The 26,905-nt window shown below is 55.3% G+C and carries 26 protein-coding genes; 21 read left to right on the top strand and 5 right to left on the bottom strand.

What is annotated here, in order from left to right:
• Positions 1-99: 99 nt before the first annotated feature.
• Together B9K09_RS16230 and B9K09_RS16225 are read left to right on the top strand one after the other, a co-directional pair.
• The gene (locus tag B9K09_RS16230; protein ID WP_157699364.1) at positions 100-492 is read left to right on the top strand and encodes a DUF1145 domain-containing protein; all 393 of its coding nucleotides are present in this window, start codon (positions 100-102) and stop codon (positions 490-492) included.
• Positions 485-1,258 carry a hypothetical protein gene (locus B9K09_RS16225; protein ID WP_087517796.1) on the top strand — a complete coding sequence of 258 codons (774 nt, stop codon included), beginning with the start codon at positions 485-487 and terminating at the stop codon, positions 1,256-1,258. Before B9K09_RS16230 ends, B9K09_RS16225 begins: the two co-directional genes overlap by 8 nt.
• A gap of 152 nt (positions 1,259-1,410) precedes the next feature.
• On the opposite strand, the gene B9K09_RS16220 is transcribed toward B9K09_RS16225, so the two are convergent.
• On the bottom strand, positions 1,411-1,875 hold the full coding sequence (locus B9K09_RS16220; protein ID WP_087517795.1) for a CopD family protein: 465 nt from the start codon (positions 1,873-1,875) through the stop codon (positions 1,411-1,413).
• Between the two features lie 143 nt (positions 1,876-2,018).
• Between B9K09_RS16220 and dinG the strand changes: the two genes are divergently transcribed.
• From dinG to B9K09_RS16130, 18 genes are all read left to right on the top strand, one after another.
• Positions 2,019-4,163, top strand: a complete 2,145-nt coding sequence (gene dinG / locus B9K09_RS16215) for an ATP-dependent DNA helicase DinG (RefSeq protein WP_087517794.1) — start codon at positions 2,019-2,021, stop codon at positions 4,161-4,163.
• 71 nt (positions 4,164-4,234) lie between these two features.
• Entirely contained in the window at positions 4,235-6,616 is a 2,382-nt protein-coding gene (locus B9K09_RS16210; RefSeq protein WP_157699363.1) for a beta-galactosidase, read from the top strand.
• A gap of 33 nt (positions 6,617-6,649) precedes the next feature.
• A complete protein-coding gene (locus B9K09_RS16205; protein WP_087517793.1) occupies positions 6,650-7,795 on the top strand; it encodes a serine hydrolase domain-containing protein in 1,146 nt (381 codons plus the stop codon).
• 210 nt (positions 7,796-8,005) lie between these two features.
• Positions 8,006-8,650: an OmpA family protein gene (locus tag B9K09_RS16200; protein WP_087517792.1), complete on the top strand. Its 645-nt coding sequence runs from the start codon at positions 8,006-8,008 to the stop codon at positions 8,648-8,650.
• Between the two features lie 172 nt (positions 8,651-8,822).
• Complete coding sequence (pdxH, locus tag B9K09_RS16195; protein ID WP_087517791.1) at positions 8,823-9,470, top strand: pyridoxamine 5'-phosphate oxidase; 648 nt, start codon at positions 8,823-8,825, stop codon at positions 9,468-9,470.
• A gap of 70 nt (positions 9,471-9,540) precedes the next feature.
• On the top strand, positions 9,541-10,647 hold the full coding sequence (locus B9K09_RS16190; RefSeq protein ID WP_087519130.1) for a sugar diacid recognition domain-containing protein: 1,107 nt from the start codon (positions 9,541-9,543) through the stop codon (positions 10,645-10,647).
• A gap of 168 nt (positions 10,648-10,815) precedes the next feature.
• Positions 10,816-12,183: a GntP family permease gene (locus B9K09_RS16185; RefSeq protein ID WP_087517790.1), complete on the top strand. Its 1,368-nt coding sequence runs from the start codon at positions 10,816-10,818 to the stop codon at positions 12,181-12,183.
• A gap of 136 nt (positions 12,184-12,319) precedes the next feature.
• Positions 12,320-13,459, top strand: a complete 1,140-nt coding sequence (locus B9K09_RS16180) for a glycerate kinase (protein ID WP_087517789.1) — start codon at positions 12,320-12,322, stop codon at positions 13,457-13,459.
• Positions 13,460-13,602: 143 nt separating this feature from the next.
• Entirely contained in the window at positions 13,603-14,067 is a 465-nt protein-coding gene (locus B9K09_RS16175) for a glycine zipper 2TM domain-containing protein (RefSeq protein WP_087517788.1), read from the top strand.
• A gap of 515 nt (positions 14,068-14,582) precedes the next feature.
• Positions 14,583-17,375 (top strand): monovalent cation/H+ antiporter subunit A, encoded by a 2,793-nt coding sequence (locus B9K09_RS16170; protein ID WP_087517787.1) that lies wholly within the window; start codon positions 14,583-14,585, stop codon positions 17,373-17,375.
• Between the two features lies 1 nt (position 17,376).
• Positions 17,377-17,706: a Na+/H+ antiporter subunit C gene (locus B9K09_RS16165; RefSeq protein ID WP_087517786.1), complete on the top strand. Its 330-nt coding sequence runs from the start codon at positions 17,377-17,379 to the stop codon at positions 17,704-17,706.
• The gene (locus B9K09_RS16160; protein ID WP_087517785.1) at positions 17,703-19,208 is read left to right on the top strand and encodes a monovalent cation/H+ antiporter subunit D; all 1,506 of its coding nucleotides are present in this window, start codon (positions 17,703-17,705) and stop codon (positions 19,206-19,208) included. The genes B9K09_RS16165 and B9K09_RS16160 overlap by 4 nt, the downstream gene beginning before the upstream one ends.
• A complete protein-coding gene (locus B9K09_RS16155; RefSeq protein WP_087517784.1) occupies positions 19,205-19,708 on the top strand; it encodes a Na+/H+ antiporter subunit E in 504 nt (167 codons plus the stop codon). The genes B9K09_RS16160 and B9K09_RS16155 overlap by 4 nt, the downstream gene beginning before the upstream one ends.
• Positions 19,693-19,962, top strand: a complete 270-nt coding sequence (locus B9K09_RS16150; RefSeq protein WP_087517783.1) for a K+/H+ antiporter subunit F — start codon at positions 19,693-19,695, stop codon at positions 19,960-19,962. The genes B9K09_RS16155 and B9K09_RS16150 overlap by 16 nt, the downstream gene beginning before the upstream one ends.
• Before the next feature lie 8 nt (positions 19,963-19,970).
• On the top strand, positions 19,971-20,303 hold the full coding sequence (locus B9K09_RS16145; RefSeq protein ID WP_087517782.1) for a Na+/H+ antiporter subunit G: 333 nt from the start codon (positions 19,971-19,973) through the stop codon (positions 20,301-20,303).
• A gap of 134 nt (positions 20,304-20,437) precedes the next feature.
• Positions 20,438-21,346 carry a DMT family transporter gene (locus B9K09_RS16140; RefSeq protein WP_087517781.1) on the top strand — a complete coding sequence of 303 codons (909 nt, stop codon included), beginning with the start codon at positions 20,438-20,440 and terminating at the stop codon, positions 21,344-21,346.
• Positions 21,347-21,379: 33 nt separating this feature from the next.
• The gene (locus tag B9K09_RS16135) at positions 21,380-22,471 is read left to right on the top strand and encodes a PLP-dependent cysteine synthase family protein (RefSeq protein WP_087517780.1); all 1,092 of its coding nucleotides are present in this window, start codon (positions 21,380-21,382) and stop codon (positions 22,469-22,471) included.
• 5 nt (positions 22,472-22,476) lie between these two features.
• Complete coding sequence (locus B9K09_RS16130; RefSeq protein ID WP_256574322.1) at positions 22,477-22,977, top strand: GNAT family N-acetyltransferase; 501 nt, start codon at positions 22,477-22,479, stop codon at positions 22,975-22,977.
• Positions 22,978-23,026: 49 nt separating this feature from the next.
• Here the strand turns inward: B9K09_RS16130 and B9K09_RS16125 are convergent, their stop codons facing one another.
• Together B9K09_RS16125 and B9K09_RS16120 are read right to left on the bottom strand one after the other, a co-directional pair.
• Entirely contained in the window at positions 23,027-24,643 is a 1,617-nt protein-coding gene (locus tag B9K09_RS16125; RefSeq protein WP_087517778.1) for an NAD(P)/FAD-dependent oxidoreductase, read from the bottom strand.
• Positions 24,644-24,760: 117 nt separating this feature from the next.
• Positions 24,761-25,423: a COG3650 family protein gene (locus B9K09_RS16120; RefSeq protein ID WP_087517777.1), complete on the bottom strand. Its 663-nt coding sequence runs from the start codon at positions 25,421-25,423 to the stop codon at positions 24,761-24,763.
• A 65-nt stretch (positions 25,424-25,488) separates the two neighbouring features.
• On the opposite strand from B9K09_RS16120, the gene B9K09_RS16115 reads away from it, so the two are divergent.
• Positions 25,489-25,884, top strand: a complete 396-nt coding sequence (locus B9K09_RS16115; protein WP_087517776.1) for a DUF488 domain-containing protein — start codon at positions 25,489-25,491, stop codon at positions 25,882-25,884.
• Here the strand turns inward: B9K09_RS16115 and B9K09_RS16110 are convergent.
• Both B9K09_RS16110 and B9K09_RS16105 read right to left on the bottom strand, forming a co-directional pair.
• A complete protein-coding gene (locus B9K09_RS16110; protein ID WP_087517775.1) occupies positions 25,881-26,201 on the bottom strand; it encodes a cupin domain-containing protein in 321 nt (106 codons plus the stop codon). The two genes, B9K09_RS16115 and B9K09_RS16110, sit on opposite strands and share 4 nt — an antisense overlap.
• A 64-nt stretch (positions 26,202-26,265) precedes the next feature.
• Positions 26,266-26,898, bottom strand: coding sequence for a LysE family translocator (locus B9K09_RS16105; protein WP_087517774.1), 633 nt, complete (start codon positions 26,896-26,898; stop codon positions 26,266-26,268).
• Positions 26,899-26,905 lie beyond the last annotated feature (7 nt).

The following is a 26,905-nucleotide window of genomic DNA, read 5'->3' as shown; positions in this document are numbered from 1 at the left end:
AGTGGATCGTCGAGTTCCAGGGTTTATTTGCGCCGAGGATTTCATAGCAGCGTGAAAGCCGTTAATGTGCGGCGAAATAAAAAACTGCTGGGGGCGGTGATGAAAGTAATTTTAAGTGTGGGTGCGGTGCTCACGCTGCTGTTTTGGGGGGTGGTGGTTGGCAATCTTGTTGCTCCCTTTGCGCAACCTTTTTCGATGTTGCTGAATATCGCTGGAGCCTTGGTCGCGGCGGCGCATATCGTCGAGTTGTGGTACTTCCAGTCGGCACTGCAGCAGTCATCAACGCCTTGGCTTTGCCGGGCCAAGATACTTGTTCTAGGTGTTTTCCATGCTTTTACGCTCAAGCACGATCACAATCTGCGTGCTGCGCCGGTCGCGGTGTCTGTCGAGCAAGGGCAATCACAAGCAGTTCGCATAACTGAGCCTGAAGGCGACAGTCATCTGCAACTGCATATGCAATTTGAGCCAGTGACGGAGACCAACCATGCGTAATGTGCTTATGACTGCTGCGTTAACAGCAGCCTTGTTCAGTCCTTTTGCGCTGGCGCAAGCGCTGATCAAAGTTGAACCCAATAGCATGATGCGCTTGCCTGGCAACTCCAGCGTGTTGTTACTCGAGCGTTTGGAAGTGGCGGATCACGGCACCTTGTTGGTGCCTGCGGGGCTTAGTGAGATTCGCGTGGCCTACGTTGATCTCGGTCCTGAAGCGCGAATTGCAATTGCGCCGAGCGAACGTTCATTTCGTCTCGAGATGGCGGCTGGGCAGATCGCCGCTGGTGCGCAAATTACCGCGCGGGGCGCTCCGGGAACCTATGAGCGACCTGCTGTTGCCGGGCGCACATTGGCAATTCGTCTTGAAAATGTCACAACTGAGTCGCTGTTGATTGATGTGCGTGGTGGCAAAGGCACGCCCGGTTATGCTGGCTTGATGGGTGCCAATGGCAAAGAGGGCGGTTGCTTATGGGGCCAGTCGAGCAAAGGTCTCAACGGTTACGATGGCGGTGATGGTCACGCAGGTGCGTCAGGCGGGCTATTACGTGTAGAGGTGCCGCAAGCATTCCCAACCGAGCGTCTGACCGTTCTTGTTGACGGGGGCGAAGGTGGTTTGGCGGGCGCTGCAGGTGCTGGTGGTACTGGCGGCGCCAGTAAAGATTGTTGGATCTACGACACCAGTGGCGCCCGCAATGGACGCCCAGGGCAAGCAGGCCAGGCTGGCGCAATGGGTGCTCCAGGCTCGGCAGATATCATCACATTTTGAGCGGTCAGCCCATCTTGAGTCATCCATAGGGCTGTGGGCCGATTGATAAAAAACCGGAGATTTCTCCGGTTTTTTTTGGCTCGACCTGGCGGGCTCTATGCCTGCTTCCTTCAGCGCTGATCAGGTCTTGATAAGTGTGGGGCAATTGCTGCTTAAAAGGATGGGCGTAGGGCTGCGAGCGCCACGACGATCAGGCCAATGATCAAGTTAATCCCTACTAAGCGCCGAATCTTACCGAGTACAGTACCGCCAACTGGCCACTGTTGCTCGGCAATCGCGCGGCGTAGCTCTGGTAATTGCAGTGCTTGAATGCGTAAGAACAGCGCAAGCATGACGATATAGAGCCCCATCATCACATGCACATATTTGGGCGCTGCCTCAAAGCCGGAAAAGCGCATGTGTAGCATGCCCATGCCGCTAATCGGTAGTATCAACACTGCCAGCCAGACCCAGCGGAAGAAACGCTGAAAGACCTCGGCCCAGAGTTGCAGGCGAATAGGTGCTTCGAGGGTTTTGACTGCGGCCGGGCGCAAGATCATCCAGGCGAAGAACATGCCGCCAACCCAAATCAAGGCAGCCAGCAGGTGTAAAGCATAGGTCAGGGCGTAAAGAGTCATCTGAGGCTCCGGTTGTTATAGCTTTAGGTCGAGAATCGGCTGATTGGTATACAGACGTTTCTGCGCAGGATTGATTAGCGCGTTATGATAGCGGCCGTTTGCAAACACTGAAAATTTATCCAGCCTTTTGCGCCATTATTCCCATGCTCAGTAACGAACTTAAGACCCAGATCCAGGGCGCCTATACGCGTTTCCTCGAAGCCAAGAGCCTCAAGCCGCGTTATGGTCAGCGCTTGATGATCGCCGAGATCGCCAAAGTCCTTGGCGTGATCAAAACCGATGGCGAAGGTAAACGTACCAGTGATGCTGCAGTCGTTGCGGTTGAAGCGGGTACTGGTACCGGTAAAACCGTGGCCTATTGCTTGGCGGCGATCCCAACGGCCAAGGCTGCGGGTAAGCGTTTAGTCATCGCCACGGCCACAGTCGCGCTGCAAGAACAGATTGTCTACAAAGACCTGCCGGACCTGATGCGTAACAGTGGCTTGAACTTCAGCTTTGCGCTGGCCAAGGGCCGTGGCCGCTATCTGTGTTTGTCCAAGCTGGATCTGCTGCTGCAAGAAGGTCACGCGCAGACCGCCACGGCGCAACTGTTTGAGGAAGAAGGCTTCAAGATTGATGTCGATGAACAGAGCCAGAAACTGTTTACCTCGATGATTGAAAAGCTGGCTGGCAATAAGTGGGACGGTGACCGCGACAGTTGGCCGCAAGAGCTTGAAGATGCTGACTGGGCGCGTCTAACCACTGATCACAGTCAGTGCACCAGCCGTCATTGCCCCAACTTTCAGCAGTGTGCTTTTTATAAAGCGCGTGAGGGCATGGGCAAAGTCGATGTCATTGTCACTAACCACGACATGGTCCTGGCCGACTTGGCACTTGGCGGCGGTGCTGTACTGCCTGATCCGCGTGAAACCCTCTATGTGTTTGACGAAGGTCACCACTTGCCGGATAAGGCGATTGGGCACTTCGCGCACTTTACCCGCTTGCGTTCAACCGCTGACTGGTTGGAACAGATTGCCAAGAATCTAACCAAATTACTCGCGCAGAATCCGCTGCCCGGCGATCTGGGGCGTTTAATCGAGCAAGTGCCTGAGCTTGCTCGCGAAATAAAAACTCAACAGCAATTCATGTTCAATGCCTGTGAACAGGTGGCTGATTTCAAACCGGGCGAAGACATGGAAGGCCGTGAGCGTCCGCGGCATCGTTTTGTCGGCGGGGTGGTGCCTGAGCACCTGACCGAACTGGGTATTGAGCTGAAAAAAGGCTTTTCGAAACTGACCGATTTGTTCACGGGCGTCACCGAACACCTCAAAGAAGCTATGGACGGTGAGGCAACCATTGGTATCGCCAGCCATCAGGCGGAAGAATGGTATCCCTTGTTCGGCAGTCTTCTTGCCCGAGCGCAAGGTAATTGGGAATTGTGGTTGGCGTTTACCGCAGAAGACCCGGAAGACAACCCGCCAATGGCGCGCTGGCTGACCTTGGCTGAAAGTGGCGCCATGTTTGATATTGAAGTGAATGCAAGCCCAATTCTGGCGGCGGAGATGCTGCGGCGTAACCTGTGGAATGTGGCGTATGGTGCGTTGGTGACATCAGCGACACTGACTGCGCTGGGCACTTTTGACCGTTATCGCATGCGTGCGGGCCTGCCCAAGGTCGCGGTTACGGCCGTGGTGCCCAGCCCGTTTCACCATGCCGACGCCGGTGTACTCAAGGTTCCGGACTTAAAGGCCGATCCGCGTGATGCCACGGCGCACACCGCGGCAATTATTCGAGATCTACCCGGGCTGGTTGAAGGTTCGAAAGGCACGCTGGTGTTGTTCTCGTCACGCAAACAAATGCAGGCAGTATTCGATGGCCTTGAGCGTGACTGGCGTAAACGTGTTTTTATCCAGGGTAATTTGTCCAAACAGGAAACCCTGAACAAGCACAAGGCTCGTGTTGATAGTGGCGAAGAAAGCGTATTGTTTGGGCTGGCGAGCTTCGCCGAGGGTGTCGATTTGCCCGGTGCCTATTGCGAGCATGTGGTGATTGCAAAAATTCCTTTTGCAGTGCCGGACGATCCTGTAGAAGCTGCATTGGCTGAGTGGATTGAGGCCCGCGGCGGTAATCCGTTTATGGAAATTGCCGTGCCTGATGCCTCGCTCAGGCTGGTTCAGGCGTGCGGGCGGTTGCTTCGTACAGAAGCGGATCGGGGCACCATCACCTTGCTTGATCGCCGGGTTGTCACACAGCGCTACGGCAAGGCAATTCTCAATGCATTGCCACCGTTCCGCCGCGAAATAAGTTAACTCGAAAAATCTAGGGTGAATATTCGTCTCATCAGGTTGTCCATTGATGGGACGTTTTGGAGAGGCTGTAAATGAAGCATCGTCGATGGCTATTACTTGTTGCTCTATTCACCTGCTCAAAAGCCTTTGCTGCGCTTGAAGGGCAGCACACGTTACTTAATTTTGTCAGCCCGACTGATGTGGTCAAAGTCGTAACTAAAGACTCAAACTTTCCAGAGCTCACCGCTGAGCAAACCCCTGAAGGCGAGATCCTTCGTCGCTTTGTGTTCAACCAGGCGCAGCAGCCACGTCTTGAACTGACGCCGAATAATGGCGTTTGGGATTGGTCTGAAAACTCGCAGATGACCCTTTACCTGCAAAATGCGATGGATTGGGCGCTGACCCTGAATGTGCAGATTGAAAGCAGCGACGGCAAAGTGTTGAACACCAGCGTTGCCCTGCCAGCAGGACCGGCGCAGACCTTGGTCGTGCCGCTTAAAGCCACCTCGGCAAATGCTCACGGGATGCGTGCGGCGCCACCGATGCCGTTGTCGTTTGAAGGTAAGCAGGTGTTGCTAGCAACTCAGGTTGAAGGTGAGTTAGACCCGCAGAAGATCAGCCGGGTGACCTTGTCCTTGAATAATCCCGATGTTGCGCAAAGCGTATTGCTCGGCCGTTTTGGGGTTAATGAAGGCACTTCTATCGAGAGCGCTGCCTATGACTCGATCGTTGATCAGTTTGGCCAGTTCACGCGTTCTCAATGGCCAGAAAAAGTTAAGAGCAATGACCAACTGAAAAGCGCTGCCCTGAAGGAACAAGCGCAATTGACCAAATGGCTGACTGAGCGTCCTGAACTGGATCAGTATGGTGGTGTGCTTGGTGGGCCAAAGCTTGAGGCCACTGGCTTTTTTCGCACGCAAAAACTAGGTGAGCGCTGGGTTATGGTCACGCCGGACGGCAATCCGTTTTTTTCCCTTGGGGTAAATGCGGTAAATGCTGACCAGAGCCAAACCTATATCGAAGGTCGCGAGTCGATGTTTAAAGGCCTGCCGGATGCGGGCACTCCTCTTGCTGCGCATTACGGTACCGGTGACAACCAACGCGATAATGGTTCCGGTAAAGGCCGTGGTTTCGACAAAGGTAAATGGTTCGATTTTTACAAGGCCAATTTGCAGCGCACCTACGCCGATGATGCCTGTATGCAGGCCAGTCCAGAACCCAAGCCTGCGGCTGAGGCCGTTAGCGAGCCCGCTCCAGCACCGGAACCTGCTGCAGATAAAGCGCTTGACGATCATCCAGTTGCCGTAAATCCTCCAGCCCCTGCGGTTGATTGCAGCAGCAGCTCGTTCGATGCCGAACGCTGGGCTGGATTGGCTCTGACCCGTCTGCAAGCCTGGGGTTTTAACACCATTGGTAACTGGAGTGCAGATTCACTTGGAGCTGCGCATCGAGTGCCCTATACATTACCGCTTTCGATCAGTGGTGATTATCAAACCATCAGCACCGGGCTTGATTGGTGGGGCGGGATGCCTGATCCATTTGACCCACGCTTTGCCATGGCCACTGAGCGTGCTGTAGCAATCGCTGCGCGTGACCACCGTAATGATCCGTGGCTGATCGGCTATTTTGCCGATAACGAGTTGGCCTGGGCGCACCCTGATCCGGGCCCGCACGGGCGTTATGCGCTAAGTTTTGGCACGCTGCGCTCGACCACAGATGTGCCAGCCAAACGTGCCTTCCTAAAAATGCTGCGTGACAAATACCGTAACCAACAAGGACTGTCTAAAGCGTGGGGCATAGAGTTGCCCGCCTGGGAGTTAATTGAAGATCCGGGGTTTGAAGCACCGCTGCCCAATGAAAAATACCCAGCAATCGAGCAGGATTATCAAGCTTTCCAACGGTTGTTTGCTGATACATATTTCAAGACCATTGATGATGCGTTGCAATGGCACGCGCCGAATCAACTGTTGTTAGGTGGGCGCTTTGCGATCAGTACGCCTGAAGCCGTTGCCGCATGTGCGCAGTATTGCGATGTGTTGAGCTTTAATTTTTACACCCTTGAGCCACAACATGGTTATGACTTTGCTGCACTGCGGGCCCTCGACAAGCCGATCATGATCACCGAGTTTCATTTTGGTTCGCGTGATCGCGGGCCATTCTGGGGCGGTGTGTCAGAGGTCTATGCCGAGAAAGACCGTGGCCCAGCCTATGCGCACTTTATCGAGCGATCGTTGGCAGAGCCGTCGATTGTTGGGGCGCACTGGTTTCAGTATCTTGATCAGCCCGTTACCGGACGTTTGCTCGATGGCGAAAATGGTCATTTGGGGCTGCTGGGAATAACGGATCGTCCGTACGCCGGCTTTGTTGAGGCGGTGCGCAAGGCCAACCTCAAGGTTGGTAGCCGATTACTTGAAACGCTTGATGATGTACCCGCTGCGAAGCAGGCGCCAGCTGAACCAAAAGCGCAGCCATAACCAAAACATATCTACCGGCAATGAGGACAGAGCATGCAGATTCAGGGTTATTTCGACCTCAAGTTCGAAGGCGTAAAGGATGCCTTCGCCGAGCTGTTTGATAACCCCCAGGAACGTGGTGCTGCGCTTTGCGTTCAAGTCGGTGGCGAGACGGTTGTAGATATCTGGGCTGGCGTGGCCGATAAGGAAGGCCTGGAGGCATGGAACAGCGACACAATCGTTAACTTGTTTTCCTGCACCAAAACCTTTGCGGCAGTCACTGTCATGCAGTTGGTCGGTGAAGGCAAACTCGATCTGGACGCTCCGGTCGCGCGTTACTGGCCCGAGTTTGCGGCAGCAGGCAAGAGCGCGATCACGGTTCGTCATCTGCTTTGTCACCAAGCGGGCATTCCTGCTCTGCATAACATGCTGCCAGCAGAAGCACTTTATGATTGGTCCGCGATGACCACGGCGCTGGCTGCCGAGCAGCCATGGTGGCCGCTAGGCGAGGGGCATGGCTATGCACCCATTACCTATGGCTGGCTGGTCGGTGAGGTGATTCGCCGTGTAGAGGGCCGAGGTCCAGGTGAGTCTATCGCGGCGCGTGTTAGTGGGCCGCTGGGGTTGGATTTTCATGTTGGCCTGGCGGATGAAGAGTTTTACCGCGTCGCGCATGTCTCGCGAGGTAAAGGCAACATGGGGGATGCAGCAGCGCAGCGTCTGCTCAAAGTGATGATGACTGATGCCAGTGCGATGTCGACACGCTCTTTCACAAATCCTCCTTCAATAATGACCAGTACCAATAAACCCGAATGGCGGCGTATGCAGCAGCCTGCTGCAAACGGTCACGGCAATGCCCGCAGTCTTGCCGGGTTTTATAATGGGTTACTGGATGGCAGCCTGCTTGAAAGTGAGTTGCTCAGCGAGTTAACCCGTGAACACAGCCGCGGTGAGGATAAAACCTTACTGACACAGACGCGTTTTGGACTAGGCTGCATGCTGGACCAGCCAGATGTTGCCAATGCGACATACGGTATGGGGCGTGGCGCATTTGGCCACCCGGGGGCTGGCGGTTCCATTGGTTTCGCTGATCCAGAGCATGATGTTGCGTTCGGCTTTGTAGTCAATAATCTAGGGCCATTCGTCTTAATGGACCCCCGAGCACAAAAACTTGCAGCGAAGTTGGCTGAATCTTTGTAGCAAGCTCAGCTAAACTGTGCCGCAATTAAAGCGTTAGGGAAACTCTGAAAAGTAACGAGCAAAGGCAGTGCAAGGTGTAGAGGGCAAAACACAGGTTATAGCCTGTGAATGAGCTCCTTAGGATTTTGATAGCACCCTAATGTCTGACGCAGTAGTTTTTCAGAGTATTCCTAAGACTTACTTGACTGTTCTATTAGGTGTGGATAACCAATGCGCTCACATAAGTACTTAGTAATTGGCTTGGCAGTACTGGTCTCTGGCTGCTCTAACTTCAAGCTTCCTGAACAACTCAGCTTCCTGTCGCCAGGTCCTGCCAAAGCCGCTGCGCCGGCATTGCCCAGCCCTGAAGTTACCAAAGCCTGGTTGGACGCATACGAGCCGCGTATCCGTGAAGCGGTCAAGGGCAGCAATTTCGAAGTTGAGCGTCGTGAAAACGTATTGGTGGTAACCGCACCGGTTAAGTCGAACTTCAACCCTGATCGTCCAAGCATGTTGATGCCAATCACCTTGTCGCCTATCACCAAAGTCGCCAAGTTGCTGGAAAATGACAAAGACATGGGTATTTTGATTCTTGGCCACACCGATACGTCCGGCACGTTGGACCTGAATCGCGAATTAAGCCAGAAGCGTGCCCGCGCTTTTGTTGCCATTTTCCAACTCAGCGGCCTAAAACGTGACCGTCTGCTGGTTAAGGGTATGGGGCCGGATGCGCCGCGTGCCGCTAACGACAGTGCTACAGGTCGTGAGCTGAATCGTCGTGTTGAAATGATTCTGACCTCGCAGAAAACCCTGACCGCACTGCTGGCTCAGTACGAGCAGCCGTTGCCTGTTGTGGCCAAGACTGAAGCCAAGTAAGGCCCGCTTTAACCCTTAGGTAACTTCTGAAAAACAAGCAAGCTCGGTCGTTTTTCAGAGGTTCCTTCGGGTGACCCGCTAAGGTGTGGCGGGTCATGCGTTTTGCGGCAGATCAAGCCAGCCGCGTGGCGCTCGGGTAAGCTAAGCAATATCCTTCAGGAGGGCTTAGCCAATGACCCAGACTCTGGCCGATATGCGCCGTGAATACACCCGTGATGGTTTAAGCGAGGAGCAGGCTCCGCAAGCGCCATTTGCGCTCTTCGAGCAGTGGTTTGCGCAAGCGCTTAAGACCGAACAACTACCTGTTGAACCCAACGCCATGACTCTGGCGACCGTTGATGCCAATGGTCGCCCGCACTGCCGTGTGTTGTTGCTAAAGGGGCTGGACGCCAGTGGTTTTACTTTTTTTAGCAATTACGACAGTGCCAAGGGCGAGCAACTGGCTGCACGCCCATTTGCTGCGATGACTTTCTTCTGGCCGGCACTTGAGCGTCAGGTGCGCATTGAGGGACGGGTTGAGCGAGTGACGCCTGCGGAGTCCGATGCATATTTTCAGGTGCGGCCAATGGGCAGCCGTTTGGGTGCCTGGGCCTCACCGCAAAGCCGGGTGATTGCCAACCGAGCTGAGCTTGAGGCGCTGCTGGGACAAGCTCAACAACGATTTTCTGATCAGGCTCCAGAGTGTCCACCGCATTGGGGTGGTTACCGTTTGCTGCCCGAGCGCATAGAGTTTTGGCAGGGCCGCGCAAGTCGTTTACATGATCGTTTGAATTATCGACTTATAGACGGCCAATGGCAGCGTGAGCGTCTGGCACCCTGACGCGCAATTGCACGTTTCTTGATTTTGGATTCCTTCGTCGGCTTGATAAATCTACTTGAACAGGGTGCATATATTGATACTCGATTCGGTGCTGGCGCAGCATATTGTTGATCGCGCAATGGCGATCCTGCCGCACAACATTAATGTCATGGACGCTCAAGGCATGATCATCGGCAGCGGTGATCCTGAGCGCTTACACACTCGCCATGAAGGGGCGCAGTTGGTTCTGGCCAATCGCCGGGTGGTGGAGATCGACGAGCAAGCCGCTGCCTGTTTGCGTGGCGTCAGGCCCGGGGTCAATTTGCCGCTGATGTATGCTCAGCAGCTTATCGGTGTATTGGGCATTACGGGCTCTCCTGAGATCGTGCGGCCTTATGCCGAGCTGGTGCGCATGGCTGCGGAAATGCTGGTTGAGCAACGCCAGTTACAGGCTGAGCACAACTGGCAACGCCACCAGTTGGAGTCTTGGTTACGTTTGTTGCTCGACCCTCAGCAATCATTGGCCAGCCTTGAAGCTGAAGCCCAGCGCCTGGATTTACATCTGCATTGGCCGATGCAAGCCTGCTTGCTGGAGTTGGATGACGACAGCCAGTCGGCACTTAGGCAGGCTCGCGTGCTGGGCGCGCTGAATGCCAAGAGTGAGCATCTGTGTACCTTATCGGGTGCGCGTGAGCTGTTTTTCTGTCGCCCGGTCAGTCTTGGGCGCGACGACAGCGCATGGCTTGGCTCTGCTGCTGAACGGGATTGGGGCGTGCGTCGGTTGCTGGTCAGCGATGCCGCCCATTCGCTGGATGAGCTGCGTCAAGCCAGTTTGGCGTTGCGCGACCTGCAGGTGTATGCACGTGCCCGTAACCCGCATGAGCGGCTGCTGCGCTTAGAACAGCACCGTTTATCGACTCTGCTTTATGCCCAGCGTCATAGCTGGTTGTTGCAGGGTTGGCTGGCGCCGCTGAAACAGGTGCTCAAACAAGACACCAATGGCGCTCTACTGGAAACCCTGCGTGCCTGGTGCGAGCACGATGGTCAAGCGCAGGTGTGCGCGGATGCGTTGGGCATTCACCGCAACACGCTGCGCTATCGGCTTGAGCGAATCGCTGAATATAGTGGGGTAGAGCTGACACGACTCGATCAGCGTCTACAGTTGACACTGGGGCTTGAATTGCTCGACCCCGAATAAGCCGGTAGACATCGATGTTGCGGATTGTGCGCGTGCACAGTAAGGCTGTGAATTTGCTAAATGTTTGCAGTGCGCTGGCACAGGGCGCCGGGGTGTGTGACTGGGCGACAATGCTCGGCCAACCGGCAGGTTGCCGGGCATTCCTATAAAAACAACCTGGAGAGTGACATGGTCCTAGTCCTGATCCTCATCGCGTTAATCGCTTTCATCGTACTGTCCACCACACGTCTTAAGCTGCACCCGTTCTTATCACTGCTCGCAGCGGCTCTGATCGCCGGTTTTGCCTATCAGGTTCCTGTTGGCGATATCATCAAAACCATCACCACTGGTTTCGGTGGGATTCTGGGCTATATCGGTATCGTCATCGTGCTCGGCACCATCATTGGTGTGATCCTTGAACGCAGCGGTGCTGCCATTACCATGGCTGAGTCGGTGATTAAGCTACTTGGCGAGCGTTTTCCGACGCTGACCATGTCGATCATCGGCTACCTCGTCTCGATTCCAGTGTTTTGTGACTCAGGCTACGTGATTCTCAATTCATTGAAGAATGCGCTGGCCGCGCGTATGAAAATATCAGTCGTGGCGATGAGCGTTGCTTTGGCAACCGGCCTCTACGCCACGCATACCTTCGTGCCACCAACGCCTGGGCCGATTGCCGCTGCCGGTAACCTGGGGCTGGAGTCTTCGCTGGGTCTGGTGATCGCCGTGGGCCTGTTTGTGGCCATGATCACAGCATTGGCCGGGATGTTCTGGGCCAATCGTTTCATCAAAGAAGATGATGCCGAGTTGCTGGAAGAGGCGCCAAGCGAGCTACTGGCTGACGATGTTGACTTCGAAGCGCTGAAGGCCCGTTACGGTAAGCTGCCTTCAGCAATGCAAGCGTTTGCGCCAATCTTCCTGCCTATCGCGTTGATCTGCCTGGGTTCGGTCGCTGCCTTCCCAAGCAAACCATTGGGCGAGGGCGCGTTATTCAGCGTACTGAATTTCCTCGGTCAGCCAGTGGCAGCACTGTTGGTCGGCTTAGCGCTGGCCTGCACGCTGCTCAAGGGCGAGAACAAGCGCCAGCAATTCCATGATCAGGTAGCTGCTGGGCTTGTCGCGGCCGCGCCAATTCTGTTGATTACCGGTGCCGGTGGCGCATTTGGTGCCATGCTCAAGGTGACTGAGCTGGGCAATTATTTAGGCACCAGCTTGTCTGCATTGGGTGTTGGGCTGTTTATGCCGTTCCTGGTTGCCGCTGCACTCAAAACAGCACAGGGCTCATCGACTGTTGCGCTGGTGACGACCTCTGCAATGGTTGCCCCATTGTTGAGCAGCTTGGGCCTGGACAGTGAAATGGGCCGTGTACTCACCGTTATGGCAATCGGTGCAGGGGCAATGACCGTTTCTCATGCTAATGACAGCTTCTTCTGGGTGGTTAGTCAGTTCAGCCGCATGAAAGTCTCGACGGCTTATCGCGCCCAGACCATGGCGACCCTGGTGCAGGGTGTGGTTGGCATGCTCACCGTCTGGCTGTTGAGCCTGGTATTGCTGTAACTATCAGCTCGACTAGAGTTGCCGATGACTTTGCCAGCAGCGCCGCTATAACAAGCGCCGCTGCTGGCGGGTAGACAATATGTAATCGCAACAGGGTTGCGATGTTTTGCGAGATTCCTCTGTAAGAGAGATGTTTATGAAAGTCGTGATTGCGCCGGACTCCTTTAAAGAAAGCCTCACCGCAGCTGAAGTTGCTGAAGCAATTGCGCGGGGCTGGTCGGCCGTTTATCCGCAGGCTGAAATATCTCTAAAACCTATGGCAGACGGCGGCGAAGGTACTGTTGATGCCGTGCTGGCGGCAGCCGGTGGCGAACGTCGCGAGTTACAAGTACTGGGCCCTCTCGGCCAGCCGGTAAGCGCTCATTGGGGGCTGCTCCGCGACAACACAGCAGTGATTGAGATGGCAGCCGCGAGCGGCTTGCATTGGGTGCCGCGTGATCAGCGTGACGCCACTGTCACCAGCAGCTTTGGCACTGGTGAGTTAATTCGAGCCGCGCTGGATGCCGGTGTTGAACGGATCATTCTTGGTTTGGGCGGCAGCGCCACCAATGATTGCGGTGCAGGCTTGATGCAAGCGCTGGGTGTGCGTTTTCTTGATGCTGATGACCGTGAGCTAGCACCGGGTGGTGCTGCTTTGATCAATCTGGCGCAGATTGACTTGTCTAATCTCGACTCGCGTGTGCTCAAGGTTCAGTTCGATATCGCAGCTGATGTCGATAATCCATTGGTGGGGCCGCGAGGCGCTTCGGCGGTCTTCGGCCCACAAAAGGGTGCATCGCCTGAGCAGGTTCAATCGCTCGACGCTGCCTTGCAGCGCATGTCGCGTATTGTTACCTCAACCTTGGGTGAAGATTTCAGTGCGATTCCAGGGGTAGGCGCGGCGGGCGGTCTTGGCTTTGCTGCCAAAGCGTTTCTCAAGGCGCGGTTTCGTCCCGGTGTGGAGTTGGTTGCCGAGCTATCGGGTTTGGCCGCAGCCTTGCAAGGTGCTGATCTGGCTATTACTGGTGAGGGGCGCTTGGATGCGCAGACTCTGCACGGTAAAACACCCATCGGCGTTGCTCGCTTAGCGAAGGCCGCCGGGGTCCCGGTTGTGGTCTTGGCTGGCAGTTTGGGCGAGGATTATCAGCGCACCTATACTGGTGGTATTGATGCGGCATTTAGTCTCACGCCCGGCCCCATGAATTTGGAACAGGCGCTGAGCAATGCCGCAGCCGAGTTGCAAGCGAGAACCACGGATATCGCCCAGCTTTGGAAGGTTGCACAGGCAGCACGCTAACCAGTAATTTAGAGCCCCTAAAGAAATAGCTGGAGCTACAGGGCGAGTTTTTCAGAGGCTGCCTAAAGCGATTATTGATTAAGACCGTGACGGCACTTGGTCAGTCGCGGTCTAATGCAGAGATACTCACTGGAGGAATAGTTATGCGTAAACCCAATCTGCTCATCGCTTCGTTTGCCGCGTTGGCCCTGATGCTCGGTGGTTGCCAGTCCAGTTTGACAGGCGACAGCTACAGCCGCGATGAAGCCCGTCAGGTGCAAACCGTGCGCTTGGGTACAATTGAATCGCTGCGCCCTGTGAAAATTGAAGGCACTAAAACGCCAATCGGCGCGGGTGCCGGTGCTGCGGTCGGTGGTGTTGCTGGCAGCACAATCGGTGGCGGTCGTGGTAGCGCAGTGGCAGCGGTGATTGGTGCTGTCGCAGGTGGCCTGCTCGGTGCGGCCACCGAAGAGGGCTTGACTCGCACCCAAGGTGTTGAAATCACAGTACGTGAAGACGACGGTAGCATGCGTGCCTATGTACAGGCTGTCGAAGAAAACCAGGTCTTCCGCGTCGGTCAGCGTGTTCGCATCATGACTGTGAACGGCACCAGCCGTGTAGCACCATAACTGTCCTTGAATGGCGTCAGCTAAAACTGGCGCCATTGTTCTTCGTGGATCAGCCATGCTTGCATGGCGATACACCTCTCTACTGTTGCATTACCCAAGTGATGACCCGTTCGTCACGGTGCTTTAGGTGCATGCAGAGCTTGTTTTACCCATAGATAATAGCCTCTGTGACGTTGCCCAGCCTGTGCTCGAGAGGTTTCGTGCGCTTATTTGATAGGCTATGTCTCCGCGCGATTGAGCCGCGAGTGTGGGTATGAATGCTCAGGCACAGCGAAGTGCTGCATGCGATTAAACATGCTCTAGAGTTTTAGTAATAATTCTATCCATGACGTCTACACGATAGACATGGATAATCAGGAAATAGTCGAGCTTCTACAGGGACTTATGATCTGCGCTAAGCAGATAGTCCGCCGTCGGAAGTGTGAGCTGGGTAGTGCAGTTTGCTATCAAGTCACCTAATGGATGCTAACAAGTCGCGATGATCTCAATCGCGTGCTTGCACAAGGGGTTTGTATATGGTGCTTGCGTTAATTATCGCCTTGCCTTTTTTAGGGGTGATCTTACCGCTACTGGCTGAACGTTTGGGGCGTTCAGCATGTGCCGTCGCAGCAGGCATTGCGCCTCTCGCGGCTCTGGTTTTATTGATGTCGCAGCAGGCAACGGTGTTTGCTGGCGATATGATCAGGGCACGCGTGCAATGGCTGCCCGAGATAGGGCTCAATCTCAGCTTGCGCCTTGATGGCCTTGGCTTTCTGTTCGCCATATTAATCCTTGGCATCGGTTTGCTGGTCATCCTCTACGCGCGCTATTACCTGGCAAAGCAAGAGCCGATGGGGCGTTTCTTCGCCTTCCTGTTGCTGTTTATGGGCGCCATGCTCGGTGTGGTGCTGTCAGAAAACCTGCTGTTGATGGTGGTGTTCTGGGAGCTCACTAGCCTTTCATCATTTCTGCTGATTGGTTTCTGGAGTTCACGCACTGATGCGCGTAAAGGCTCACGCATGGCCTTGGCGGTCACCGGTGGTGGTGGCCTTGCGTTGCTGGCGGGTGTGCTGCTGCTCGGTCATATTGCGGGCAGCTTTGAACTATCCCAGGTGTTGGCTGCAGGCTACGCGATACGTGCCCACGCCTTGTATCCAGTGGTACTGGTTTTGGTGCTGCTAGGCGTTTTCACCAAGTCTGCGCAATTCCCGTTTCACTTCTGGCTGCCGCACGCAATGGCCGCACCGACGCCTGTTTCGGCGTACCTGCATTCGGCAACCATGGTTAAAGCTGGGGTTTTCCTGCTCGCACGGTTGTACCCGGCGTTGGCAGGTACGGACCTGTGGTTTTATATCGTCAGTCTCACCGGCCTTGCGACAATGTTGATCGGTGCCTGTATGGCGCTGTTCCAGCATGACCTTAAAGGTTTGTTGGCCTATTCAACCATCAGCCACCTGGGCTTGATCACCTTGCTGTTTGGCTTGAATACCGAGTTGGGCGCAGTCGCCGCGATCTTTCACATCATTAACCACGCCACGTTCAAGGCATCGCTATTTATGGCGGCGGGGATTATCGACCACGAAACCGGCAGTCGCGATATGCGGCGCATCAACGGTATGTGGAAATACATGCCGCACACCGCGATGTTGGCGATGGTCGCGGCGCTGGCAATGGCGGGTGTACCGCTGCTCAACGGCTTCCTCAGCAAAGAGATGTTCTTTAGCGAGACCTTGAACCAGCACATGCTCGGCAGTTTTGACTGGGCTATTCCGGCAATCGCGACGTTGGCGGGCGGTTTCTCGGTGGCTTATTCACTGCGCTTTATCCACGATGTGTTCTTTAACGGTGAGCCGATAAATCTGCCGAAGTATCCACCGCATGAGCCGCCGCGCTACATGAAGGTGCCGGTGGAAATCCTGGTGTTCCTGTGTCTGCTAGTGGGGATTGTGCCGGCTTATACTGTCGCGCCGTTACTTGCGGCTGCAGCCTCTTCAAGCTTGGGCGGCGAGTTACCCGAATACAGCCTGGCTATTTGGCATGGCCTGAACTTGCCACTGCTGATGAGCTTTGTCGCGACTGCAGGCGGTGTTCTGGTTTACGCCTTCCGCCAGCCGCTGTTCCGCTGGTACGCCGGTTTGCCGGCGATGGATGCCAAGCTGGCGTTCGATCAATGCATGGTGACGCTGGTTGATTTTTGTAGACTGATTACCCGTCGCCTTGAAACCGGTTCGCTGCAGCACTATCTGGCGCTGTTACTGGGAACAGCGTTGGTCGTGGTCACGCTGGCGCTTGGGCCGTTGCCGCAAATGCAAGGCTCGGTGGCATTGACACCGATTGATGGCATCACTGCGCTGGGGCTCGGCATCATGGCGTTGGCAGGGCTGATTACGGTGGTATTCCACCGCCAGCGCCTGGTCTCGCTGCTGATGCTCAGCGTTGTGGGCTTGATGGTTGCTCTGGCGTTTGCCCGTTACTCCGCACCTGATCTCGCTCTGACGCAGTTATCTGTCGAAGTGGTGACCATCGTGTTGTTGATGCTGGCGCTGTTCTTCTTGCCAGCGCAGACCCGGATGGAGTCGAGCAGCATGCGTGCCCTGCGCGACTTTATTTTGGCAATCGGTTTCGGGGTGATGATCGCAATGCTGGCGTTTGCGGTGCTGACGCGCCCCTACGAAACCATTTCCGGCTTCTTCCTCGCCAATAGCGTCAGTGGTGGCGGTGGTCATAACGTGGTCAACGTGATTCTGGTGGATTTCCGTGGTTTTGACACCATGGGTGAAATTACCGTGTTGGCGATTGCGGGCGTGGGCATCTACGCGATGCTTGATGGCCTGCGCTTGATTCAGCCTCACGCTGACGCCGAAGGCCGCAGTTGGGCCCGTGACCGTCACCCGCTGATTTTGGCGACGCTGTCGCGTGTCCTGTTGCCAATGGCGCTGTTGATTTCGGTGTTCATCTTCTTGCGCGGCCACAACTTGCCGGGCGGTGGTTTTATCGCGGGCTTGATCACGGCTGTGGCGTTAATTCTGCAATACGTCGCCAGTGGCGTGCAGTGGACGCAATCACGCTTGCCGCTTAACTACCATCGCATGGCGGGGGCAGGGGTGTTGATTGCAGGGCTCACTGGGGTTGGCAGTTGGTGGTTTGACCGACCATTTTTGACTTCGGCGTTTGGTCACTTCGAAATCCCGATGATTGGTGAAATCGAACTGGCAACGGCAATGTTATTTGATCTGGGTGTGTATCTGACTGTTGTCGGTGCGACGCTGCTGATTCTCGCTAACCTGGGCAAGTTGACCCAGGAAAAGCCCGGACAAGAGGTTCTCTGACATGGAAGCATTATTCGCCGCAGTACTGGGTATCCTCACCGCAAGCGGGGTGTATCTGTTGCTGCGTGCCCGCACCTTTCCCGTGGTGATGGGCCTGACCCTGATTTCTTACGCTGTGAATCTATTTTTGTTCGCCATGGGCCGTCTGCAAACCGGCGTGGCATCGGTGATTACCGAGAACGGCAAGTACGGTGACCCGTTGCCCCAGGCGCTGGTGTTGACTGCAATTGTAATTGGCTTCGCGATGACCGCATTTGTTGTAGTGCTGGCCCTGCGCAGTGTCGGTGAGACTGAAACTGACCACGTTGACGGCCAGGAGAGCAAACCATGAGTCACGCGTTAATCCTGCCTATTCTGCTGCCGATGTTGGTCGGCAGTATGTTGTTGTTTGGCGCGCGCCTGAGCATGCCGGTGAAGCGCCTGATGTCGTTTTCGGTGGTGCTGGTCTTGCTGCCACTGAGTTTCTGGTTGATGGCGCAAGCCAATCAAGGTGACCTGCAGGTGTATGCGCTGGGTAACTGGCAGCCACCATTCGGCATCATTCTGATGCTCGACCGTCTTAGTGCGTTGATGCTGGTCGCAACTGCCGTGCTTAGCTTTTTCGCCTTGCTCTACGCCATCCGTGGTGACGATGAGCGCGGGCGTAATTTCCACGCCTTGTTCCAGTTCCAGTTGATGGGCATTTATGGCGCGTTCTTGACCGGTGACTTGTTCAACCTGTTCGTGTTCTTTGAGATTTTGCTGATCGCGTCATACTCACTGCTATTGCATGGTGGCGGCCCTGATCGCGTACGCGCGGGCTTGCATTATGTGGTGTTGAACTTGGTCGGTTCGGCATTCTTCCTGATTGCCGTCGGCGTGCTTTACGGCATCACCGGCACCTTGAATATGGCGGACATGGCGCAGCGTGTAGCCGCGGCCAATGCCGACCAAGCGCCGCTGATAGGCGCAGCAGGTTTTCTGTTGCTGGTGGTATTCGGTCTCAAGGCGGCGTTTTTGCCGCTGTATTTCTGGCTACCAAAGGCATACGCCTCAGCGACAGCTCCGGTCGCCGCACTGTTTGCGATCATGACCAAGGTCGGGCTGTATTCGATCCTGCGGGTTTACACCCTGATCTTTGGTGATGACGCCGGCACCCTCGCCAATATGGCGGATGCCTGGCTATGGCCGTTGGCTTTGCTGACTATCGGGCTGGGCGTAATCGGCGTACTGGCGGCGGCCAGTCTGCACAGTTTAGTGGCCTATCTGGTCGTGGTTTCAGTCGGTACATTGCTGGCTGGTTTGGCGATTGGCACACCCGAGTCCGTTGCTGCCGCACTGTACTACTTGCTGCACAGCACCTGGGTGACCGGCGGTTTATTCCTCTTGGCTGATTTGATATCGCGCCAACGCGGGGTAAAAGCGACAGAGCTGGTGCAAGGACCTGAGCTGCAAAACCCCTACATTCTTGGCGCGCTGTTCTTTTTCGGTGCGATCTCTATTGCGGGTCTGCCGCCGCTGTCCGGGTTTATCGGTAAGTTGCTATTGCTGCGTTCGGTTGAGCCTGGGCTGCAAATGGCGTTTCTCTGGCCGGTGGTGCTGATCGGCGGTTTAATCACCGTCATCGGCCTTAGCCGCGCCGGTAGCACGCTGTTTTGGCGTGTGGGCGTAAGCCAGCTAGACAGTGCTGAACTCGACTATGGTCGCCTTTTCGCCTGCATCGGTTTGCTGGTGTTGAGCCCCGTATTGGTTGGCATGGCCTCGCCATTGCTGGATTACATCCACGCGACCGTTGAGCAGTTGCATGACTTGCCGTTGTACTACCAGATTATTCAGGCCGGAGGAGGCGCATGAAGCCCCGTCATTTCTTACCACACCCGCTGTTAAGCCTATGCTTGATGGTGGTTTGGATGCTGTTGGTAAATGATCTGAGCCTAGGTAGCTGGGTGCTTGGCTGCATACTCGGCTGGTTGATTCCATTGGTTACTCAGGTGTTCTGGATCAACCCTCCACGGATCTACAAACCGTTCAAGCTGTGTTGGTTTTTCCTGCGCATCGTTGGCGACATCATCACCGCCAACTTGCAGGTCGCTAAGCTGATTCTTGGCCCGCAAAGCAAGTTGCGCCCCGCATTTGTCGAGATACCCATGTTGCTCGAGGATGAGCTGGCGCTGACCATGCTCGCCAGTATTATTTCGCTGACGCCGGGCACGGTATCGGCCGATCTCAGTGATGACCGCAAAATGCTCTTGGTACACACTCTCGATGTGGGGGATGAAGCGCAGTTGGTGGTTGAGATCAAAACCCGTTACGAAGCCCCTCTGCTGGAGGTATTCACATGCTCGACTACGTGATTCCCGTGTGTCTGGTGTTTCTCGGAATGGCGCTGTCACTCACCGTCGCCCGGTTGATCAAGGGCCCGGATATGCCGGATCGGATTCTGGCGCTGGACACCCTGTACATCAACGCGATTGCGTTGCTGGTGCTGTTCGGTATTTGGCTCAGCTCAGATCTATATTTCGAGGCGGCGTTGCTCATTGCAGTGATGGGCTTCATTGGCACAGTAGCAGTGACTAAATATCTGCTGCGTGGCGATATCATTGAATAGGGAAGCCCATGAATATCTGGATTGAAGGCCTGGTTTCGCTGTTTTTGTTGGCAGGCAGCGTGTTCACTTTTATTGGGGCGTTGGGGCTTTATCGTTTGCCCGACTTCTTCATGCGTTTGCATGGCCCGACCAAATCGACCACTTTGGGCGTTGGCGGTATGGTCATTGCTTCGTTGATATACTTCGGTGCGCGGGGTGATGGCATCAGCTTTCATGAGCTGTTGATTACTCTGTTTCTGTTTATCACCGCACCGGTCAGCGCACATATGCTGGCTAAAGCGGCAATGCAGCAAAAGCTGCGGATTAACGAAAACACCCGCGGCAAACCTTGGGATCAGTAGCCCTCACTCGCTGAGCCGCGCTGTGCAGGCGCGGTAAGCCAGCTCCCGTTACCTGCACACTTTCCACGCGCGACTGTATCTGTCACGCCAAGCTCGGTGGCTCTACACTGTGACGTCTTTTTGTGAGGTCGTGTATGAGTACAGAGCAGGGCAGAGGCGTGGCAGTTGTCTGCCTTATAAGCGCAATGGCGATTTGGGGCAGTTCATTTATTGCCCTCAAACTGGCGTTTGCAGAGCTTCCCCCTTTGTGGGTGATCTTCGGCCGCATGCTGCTCGGCAGTGTGGTGTTCCTGTTGGCTTGGCGTTGGCGTGGCCGCTTTGACTATCGCCAAGGCGACTGGAAGTACCTGATTGGTTTGGCGGCTTGCGAGCCGTGCCTGTACTTCATCTTCGAGGCATTGGCCTTACAGAATACCAGCGCCTCACAAGCCGGAATGATCACCGCCTTGTTGCCGTTGATGGTCGCAGTTGCTGCCTTTGTATTCCTGCGCGAGCGCACCACGCGCACGACCTTGGCGGGCTTTTTGTTAGCGGTGGTTGGCGCCGTTTGGCTAAGCCTGGCCGGCAGTGCCAATGAGCATGCGGTTAATCCGCTGCTGGGCAACTTCTACGAATTTCTCGCAATGATTTGTGCCACGGGCTACACCTTGTTGCTCAAGCACCTGTCATCGCGTTACTCGGCATTTATGCTCACGGCCATGCAGGCGTTTATTGGCGCGCTGTTTTTCTTGCCTGTCGCTGCTTCTCAGGCACCATTCCCGGACAGTATCAGTCTGCAAGGGATCGGTGTACTACTCTACTTGGGCATTGCCGTGACGGTTGGCGGCTATGGTTTATATAACTTTGGGGTGAGCCGACTGCCCGCGAGCCAAGCCTCTGGGTTTATTAATTTGATCCCGGTGTTCACCCTGATCATGGCAATGCTGGTGCTCGGTGAAAGCCTCAATCTGATGCAACTGTGCGCCGCTGGGTTGGTGTTCGCAGGTGTTGGCTTGAGTCAATGGCGCAACACACCGCCGCTTCCGGCGGGCGTTCTCGACTGACGTTAATCAATAAAATATAGCTTGGAGGCACAGGTGACAGATTTGAGAGGCTGGAGTCGGGAAGCGATCCGTACCATCGAGGCGGACTTCCAACGCAGCGCAGATACGCACTTGATTCCACTCGACTTGCCCGGTCTACCGGGAATCGATCTGTATTTTAAAGATGAGTCGAGCCACCCAACCGGCAGCCTCAAGCACCGCTTGGCCCGCTCACTGTTTCTTTATGCATTGTGTAATGGCTGGCTCAAAGCCGGTGCGCCGGTAATCGAAGCGTCGAGTGGTTCTACCGCGGTTTCCGAAGCCTACTTTGCGCGATTATTGGGGATTCCATTTATCGCGGTGATGCCCGCCAGTACTTCAAAAGAGAAGATCGCACAGATCGCATTTTACGGTGGCCAGAGCCATTTGGTTGATGATCCGGCGCAGATATCAGCGGAGTCTAAACGACTGGCGCGTGAGACTGGTGGTCACTTCATGGACCAGTTCACCTATGCCGAGCGCGCGACTGACTGGCGTGCCAATAACAATATCGCCGAATCAATCTTCCAGCAGCTGCGCTTTGAGCACCATCCCGAGCCGGGCTGGCTGGTTTCCAGTGCTGGCACGGGCGGAACCTTGGCAACCCTGGGGCGTTATGTGCGCTATCGCCAGCATTGCACCAAGGTGTTCTGTGTCGACACCGAGCAATCGGTGTTCTACGACTATTACTGCAACGGCGACGCCAGCCAGACTTGGCACTGTGGCTCGCGTATTGAGGGCATTGGCCGGCCCTGTGTAGAACCTTCATTTTTACCCAGTGTTATCGACGCCATGGCTAAAGTGCCGGACGCATTGTCACTGGCGGCTATGCATTATCTGGCGGGCAAACTAGGCAGGCGCGTTGGCGGTTCAAGCGGAACCAATCTGGTCGGTGCTTTGCAAGTCGGCCAGCACATGCTTGCGCAGCAGCAAACCGGTTCTATCGTGGCTATTTTGTGTGATGGTGGTGAGCGCTACAGCGCCACGTATTACGATGATGCATGGCTAAAGGCTCAAGGTTATGAGCTTGCGCCATTGATTGAAGTGATTCGTGCCTGTGCCGAAGAGGGCGCAGCGCTACCGTCAATGCCTGTGACGGGTTTATGAGCCCGATTGTTACCCTGCGCCAAGCCGAGGCCGCAGATATTGACGCACTCTGCGCTCTGATTTTCGAGCATGGGTCTAACCCTTGGAATCACCTGCCGCCTGCGGACGTTACTGCACATTTGCGGGCGATTGCCACGGGCGACGTGCAAGCAGTCGTGGCCAGTGCTGGCAGTGAGTTGTTGGGTTTCGTCAGCTATCTATTGGCCGACCATTTTGCTCACTACCAACCGATTGAGCGCAGCAGTAACCCGCAGGCGTATATCTGTGAGGCAGTCACTGCGCGCCAAGCGGCAGGTCAGGGTTTGGGTTCACGCTTGCTGTTGGCTGCCATCGACGATCTGGCAGAGCAGGGCGTTAAAGATATCTACATTGAGCGCCACGAGGAAAATGCAGCCTCTGCAGGCATGATGCGCAAAGCAGGGTTTGTCGAGATCGATTGTTTCGACGACCGTGTCAGACGACCCAATGGCTCAGGGCGCACCAGTGTCTGTTGTATAAGGTTGTGAACCACAGGCCAGAATTGCTCTGGCCTGTGGTGTCGACTCAGCAGCGGTTTTATTCAGCGTTTAAGCCAAGCATGCTACGGACAACAGCTTCGGCAACACGAACCCCATCAACACCGGCCGAGAGAATACCGCCCGCATAGCCTGCACCTTCGCCAGCCGGGAACAACCCTTTGACGTTAAGGCTCTGCAGCTCTGCGTTGCGGGTAATCCGCAGCGGTGATGAGGTGCGGGTTTCGATCCCGGTCAGTATGGCGTCATGCATTGAGAAGCCGCGGATCTGCTTCTCGAACGCAGGTAAGGCCTCACGAATCGCTTCAATCGCAAAGTCAGGCAGTGACGGCGCTAGGTCGCCAAGCTTGACCCCTGGCTTGTACGAGGGCTCAACCGTACCCAGTGCGGTCGAGGGTTTACCGGCAATGAAGTCGCCGACCAACTGGCCGGGTGCTTCATAGTTACTGCCGCCGAGTACATAAGCGTGCGACTCCAGGCGTTCCTGCAACTCAATGCCCGCCAGCGGCCCGCCCGGATAATCTTGCTCGGGGGTAATTCCGACGACAATCCCGGCATTGGCATTGCGCTCGTTACGCGAATACTGACTCATGCCATTGGTGACGACGCGATTGGGCTCGGAAGTCGCCGCGACAACTGTGCCGCCTGGGCACATGCAGAAACTGTAAACCGAACGGCCATTTTTAGCGTGATGCACCAGTTTGTAGTCAGCTGCGCCCAGTTTTTCATGACCCGCATATTTGCCGAGCCGCGAACGGTCGATCAGTGACTGCGGATGCTCGATGCGAAAGCCAACGGAGAATGGCTTGGCTTCCATGAAAACATCACGGCTATGCAGCATGCGGAAGGTGTCACGTGAGCTGTGACCGAGGGCTAAAATTACGTGCTGGCTGAGCAGTTGCTCGCCATTTTCGAGGACCACGCCTTGCATTTGGCCGTCCTCAATAAGCACATCACTGACGCGCTGTTCGAAGCGTACTTCACCGCCAAGTGCCTTGATCTCTTCGCGCATGGTGGCAACGACGCCAGTCAGGCGGAACGTTCCGATATGCGGCTTGCTGACGTACATGATCTCTTCAGGTGCGCCGGCTCTGACAAACTCTTCAAGGACTTTACGGCCGATAAACTTCGGGTCCTTGATCTGGCTGTAAAGTTTACCGTCAGAAAAGGTTCCGGCGCCGCCTTCACCAAATTGCACATTTGATTCAGGGTTGAGCACATTTTTGCGCCACAGCCCCCAAGTGTCTTTGGTGCGCTGACGAACTTCCTTGCCTCGCTCGAGGACGATCGGGCGCAAGCCGGCTTGGGCCAGAATCAGTGCGGCAAAGATCCCGCAGGGGCCAAAACCAACCACTATCGGGCGCTGTTCCAGCGGTTGCTCAGCGTGGCCAACGGCGTGGTAGCGGGTGTCAGGCGCGATGCTGATGTGGCGGTCGTCACTGAATTTTGCCAACACAGCGGCTTCATCGCGCAGGGTGCAATCGATGGTGTAGATGAAGTGGATTTCGCTGGATTTTTTGCGGGCATCGTAGCTGCGCTTGAACAGCGTAAAGTCAAGCAATTCGCTATCCGCAATCTGCAAACGCTCGACAATAGCAGGGCGCAACGCTTCATCAGGGTGATCAAGCGCGAGTTTGAGTTCAGTGATTCGTAACATCGAACAATCCGGTATCAGGGCCGGAGGTAACCCGGCAGCTAGTTTAGGCTGGCGATTATACGCGCTAATACCGGGTGTGCGATCAGTGGCTCAGATTAATGGTCGTCGAGGGCATTATCAGGGCTGAGCGCCGCCAAAGTAACCACAACCACGCATGACTTGGCCATTAATTCGCAGCTCTGCCGTGAGGTGGCTGACCGCGCCACTCATGCTGTCAACGCAATGCTGCGGTGTGACCCAGAGTTCCACGCGATTGCCATTGGCTTCGCTGGAGATACTCATGCGCCCTTCAGGCAGCTGCTCTTCAAGATAGGGCAATACCAGGGCTTTTTGCCCCGGACGTTCCAGTAGCAACCCTTGTGCGCTGACGCCGATATTCCAGTCAGGCTCATGGCCATTGGCGCGGACTTTGGTCAGCCGATAGACGAGGTCATTACACAAATCGCCCTCGCGTTGCAAACGATAGACGGTGTCTGGTTTGAATGAGCCATCATTACTGTTGGCCGAGCCCAGCAAGCCACGCATATCAACCTGTAAAGTTGAGGCTCCGTCGTCGTAAAGTGCCTTGGCATCATCACGCAGATTGCTGGAAGCATCATTTTTGATCACGAACTGGCGTTTTTCGCCGCATGGCGTAAAGATCAATTGTTCGCCGCTAAAATACAGTTGGCCCTGCATGCGGGTCATTGCTGCCTGCTCATCCACGGGTTTGCCGGTGTAAACCTGACAACTGGCGAATAAAGGGAGCAGTGTGAACAACAAGGTACGGCGTAAGCGCATCAGTAGTCTCCAAGCAAGTCGCAACACGTTACCGATGCCAGCGATCCACCACAAGGGTCAGCTCAGTGATTCAATGTAAACGCGTATATGATGCGGTAGATGCAAGCGATGGCCGGCGGGTTCTGGTTGATCGACTGTGGCCGCGTGGCGTGCGCAAGGACGCCCTGGTATTTGATGCGTGGTTGCAAGAGCTGGCACCGAGCACTGCGTTACGCCAACGCTTTGCTCATGTGGATGAGCGTTTTAATGAGTTTCGTCGACGCTATTGGCAACAGCTGAACAATCACCCTGAACACTGGATGGCGCTGCTCGATATTGCCGAACGCGGGACGTTGACGCTGCTCTATGCGGCTAAAGACACCCAACACAACAACGCGCAGGTGCTCGCTGAGTTTCTGCAACAAGAGTTGGATCGGCGCGACCGACCCAGTTCACCGGTGTGTTACGGCAACGAACTCTAAACCTCTGAGTCTGGGGCAAACCACAGTTCGATTTCGTCCGTTTCCACTTCAAAGCTTGCGGCATGCTCTGCGTGTGCCGGTACGTGATACCAATCACCGATGCCAAAGCGCTGAATTTTACCGTCCATGTGCAGAATCAACTCGCCGCGAATAATCACTCCGTAGTTGTCGCTGTCATGGGTATGCGCCGGTATTGCAGTGTTGGCTGGGTAGGAAGCAAACAAAACGTCGGCACCGTTAGCCGCCAGTTTGTAGGCATCAAAGCGGCCGTCAAATAGCGGCAGGGTTCTGATTTTATCCGGATAATTACCAGGCATTTCAACCTCCATGTTCAAGCTGTTAACCAGCGAATTATGTGTATCACCAAGCCGTTTTGGCTGTTTATTTGGACAATGCCAGCTTCACGCCCAAGGCGACAAACACCGCACCAATCGTGCGGTTTAGCCAGCGCGTAATACGCTGGCTGGCTTGAATGTGACGACTGGCGAACGCCGTTGAAACTGCCAGCAAGTGGCACCAGAGCATGCCGTTAAAATTGAAGATACAGCCCAGCACGATAAATGCCAGGGCTTTATGTTCGGCATCTGCAGCAATGAACTGAGGCACAAAGGCTAGAAAGAATAACGCGACCTTAGGGTTGAGTACGTTAGTCAAAAAGCCCTGAAGATAAAGCCGGGTATAGCGGCGCGGCGCTAACACTGGAGTCGCTTGAGTCTCGGTCGTGGGGCTTTTGCTCAACAGCATGCTGATACCGATATACAGCAAGTAAGCCGCGCCGAGGTATTTGATCACTAGAAACGCGGTCGCTGATGCGGCGAGCAGTGCCGACAAGCCCAGTGCGGCGGCAAAGACATGAATAAATGTACCGCTGCCAATTCCAAGTGCGGCGGCTGAGCCAGCTTTCCAGCCTTGAGTTGCACTGCGTGACATCACCAATAAGGAGTCTGGTCCCGGCGCCATATTGAGCAGCAGACCGGTGATGATAAACAGCTCTAGATTCTGTATGCCGAGCATGCACGTG

Source organism: Pseudomonas sp. M30-35, assembly GCF_002163625.1.
GTDB lineage: Bacteria > Pseudomonadota > Gammaproteobacteria > Pseudomonadales > Pseudomonadaceae > Aquipseudomonas.
Note: the sequence above shows the minus strand (reverse complement) of the source record. Positions and strands in the feature narration are given on the sequence as shown.

Bases quoted from the DNA above. Each gene is read 5' to 3' on its own strand.
- B9K09_RS16230 (WP_157699364.1), top strand. From the start codon at position 100: ATGAAAGTAATTTTAAGTGTGGGTGCGGTGCTCACGCTGCTGTTTTGG.
- B9K09_RS16225 (WP_087517796.1), top strand. From the start codon at position 485: ATGCGTAATGTGCTTATGACTGCTGCGTTAACAGCAGCCTTGTTCAGT.
- B9K09_RS16220 (WP_087517795.1), bottom strand. From the start codon at position 1,875: ATGACTCTTTACGCCCTGACCTATGCTTTACACCTGCTGGCTGCCTTG.
- dinG (WP_087517794.1), top strand. From the start codon at position 2,019: ATGCTCAGTAACGAACTTAAGACCCAGATCCAGGGCGCCTATACGCGT.
- B9K09_RS16210 (WP_157699363.1), top strand. From the start codon at position 4,235: ATGAAGCATCGTCGATGGCTATTACTTGTTGCTCTATTCACCTGCTCA.
- B9K09_RS16205 (WP_087517793.1), top strand. From the start codon at position 6,650: ATGCAGATTCAGGGTTATTTCGACCTCAAGTTCGAAGGCGTAAAGGAT.
- B9K09_RS16200 (WP_087517792.1), top strand. From the start codon at position 8,006: ATGCGCTCACATAAGTACTTAGTAATTGGCTTGGCAGTACTGGTCTCT.
- pdxH (WP_087517791.1), top strand. From the start codon at position 8,823: ATGACCCAGACTCTGGCCGATATGCGCCGTGAATACACCCGTGATGGT.
- B9K09_RS16185 (WP_087517790.1), top strand. From the start codon at position 10,816: ATGGTCCTAGTCCTGATCCTCATCGCGTTAATCGCTTTCATCGTACTG.
- B9K09_RS16180 (WP_087517789.1), top strand. From the start codon at position 12,320: ATGAAAGTCGTGATTGCGCCGGACTCCTTTAAAGAAAGCCTCACCGCA.
- B9K09_RS16175 (WP_087517788.1), top strand. From the start codon at position 13,603: ATGCGTAAACCCAATCTGCTCATCGCTTCGTTTGCCGCGTTGGCCCTG.
- B9K09_RS16170 (WP_087517787.1), top strand. From the start codon at position 14,583: ATGGTGCTTGCGTTAATTATCGCCTTGCCTTTTTTAGGGGTGATCTTA.
- B9K09_RS16165 (WP_087517786.1), top strand. From the start codon at position 17,377: ATGGAAGCATTATTCGCCGCAGTACTGGGTATCCTCACCGCAAGCGGG.
- B9K09_RS16160 (WP_087517785.1), top strand. From the start codon at position 17,703: ATGAGTCACGCGTTAATCCTGCCTATTCTGCTGCCGATGTTGGTCGGC.
- B9K09_RS16155 (WP_087517784.1), top strand. From the start codon at position 19,205: ATGAAGCCCCGTCATTTCTTACCACACCCGCTGTTAAGCCTATGCTTG.
- B9K09_RS16150 (WP_087517783.1), top strand. From the start codon at position 19,693: ATGCTCGACTACGTGATTCCCGTGTGTCTGGTGTTTCTCGGAATGGCG.
- B9K09_RS16145 (WP_087517782.1), top strand. From the start codon at position 19,971: ATGAATATCTGGATTGAAGGCCTGGTTTCGCTGTTTTTGTTGGCAGGC.
- B9K09_RS16140 (WP_087517781.1), top strand. From the start codon at position 20,438: ATGAGTACAGAGCAGGGCAGAGGCGTGGCAGTTGTCTGCCTTATAAGC.
- B9K09_RS16125 (WP_087517778.1), bottom strand. From the start codon at position 24,643: ATGTTACGAATCACTGAACTCAAACTCGCGCTTGATCACCCTGATGAA.
- B9K09_RS16120 (WP_087517777.1), bottom strand. From the start codon at position 25,423: ATGCGCTTACGCCGTACCTTGTTGTTCACACTGCTCCCTTTATTCGCC.
- B9K09_RS16110 (WP_087517775.1), bottom strand. From the start codon at position 26,201: ATGCCTGGTAATTATCCGGATAAAATCAGAACCCTGCCGCTATTTGAC.
- B9K09_RS16105 (WP_087517774.1), bottom strand. From the start codon at position 26,898: ATGCTCGGCATACAGAATCTAGAGCTGTTTATCATCACCGGTCTGCTG.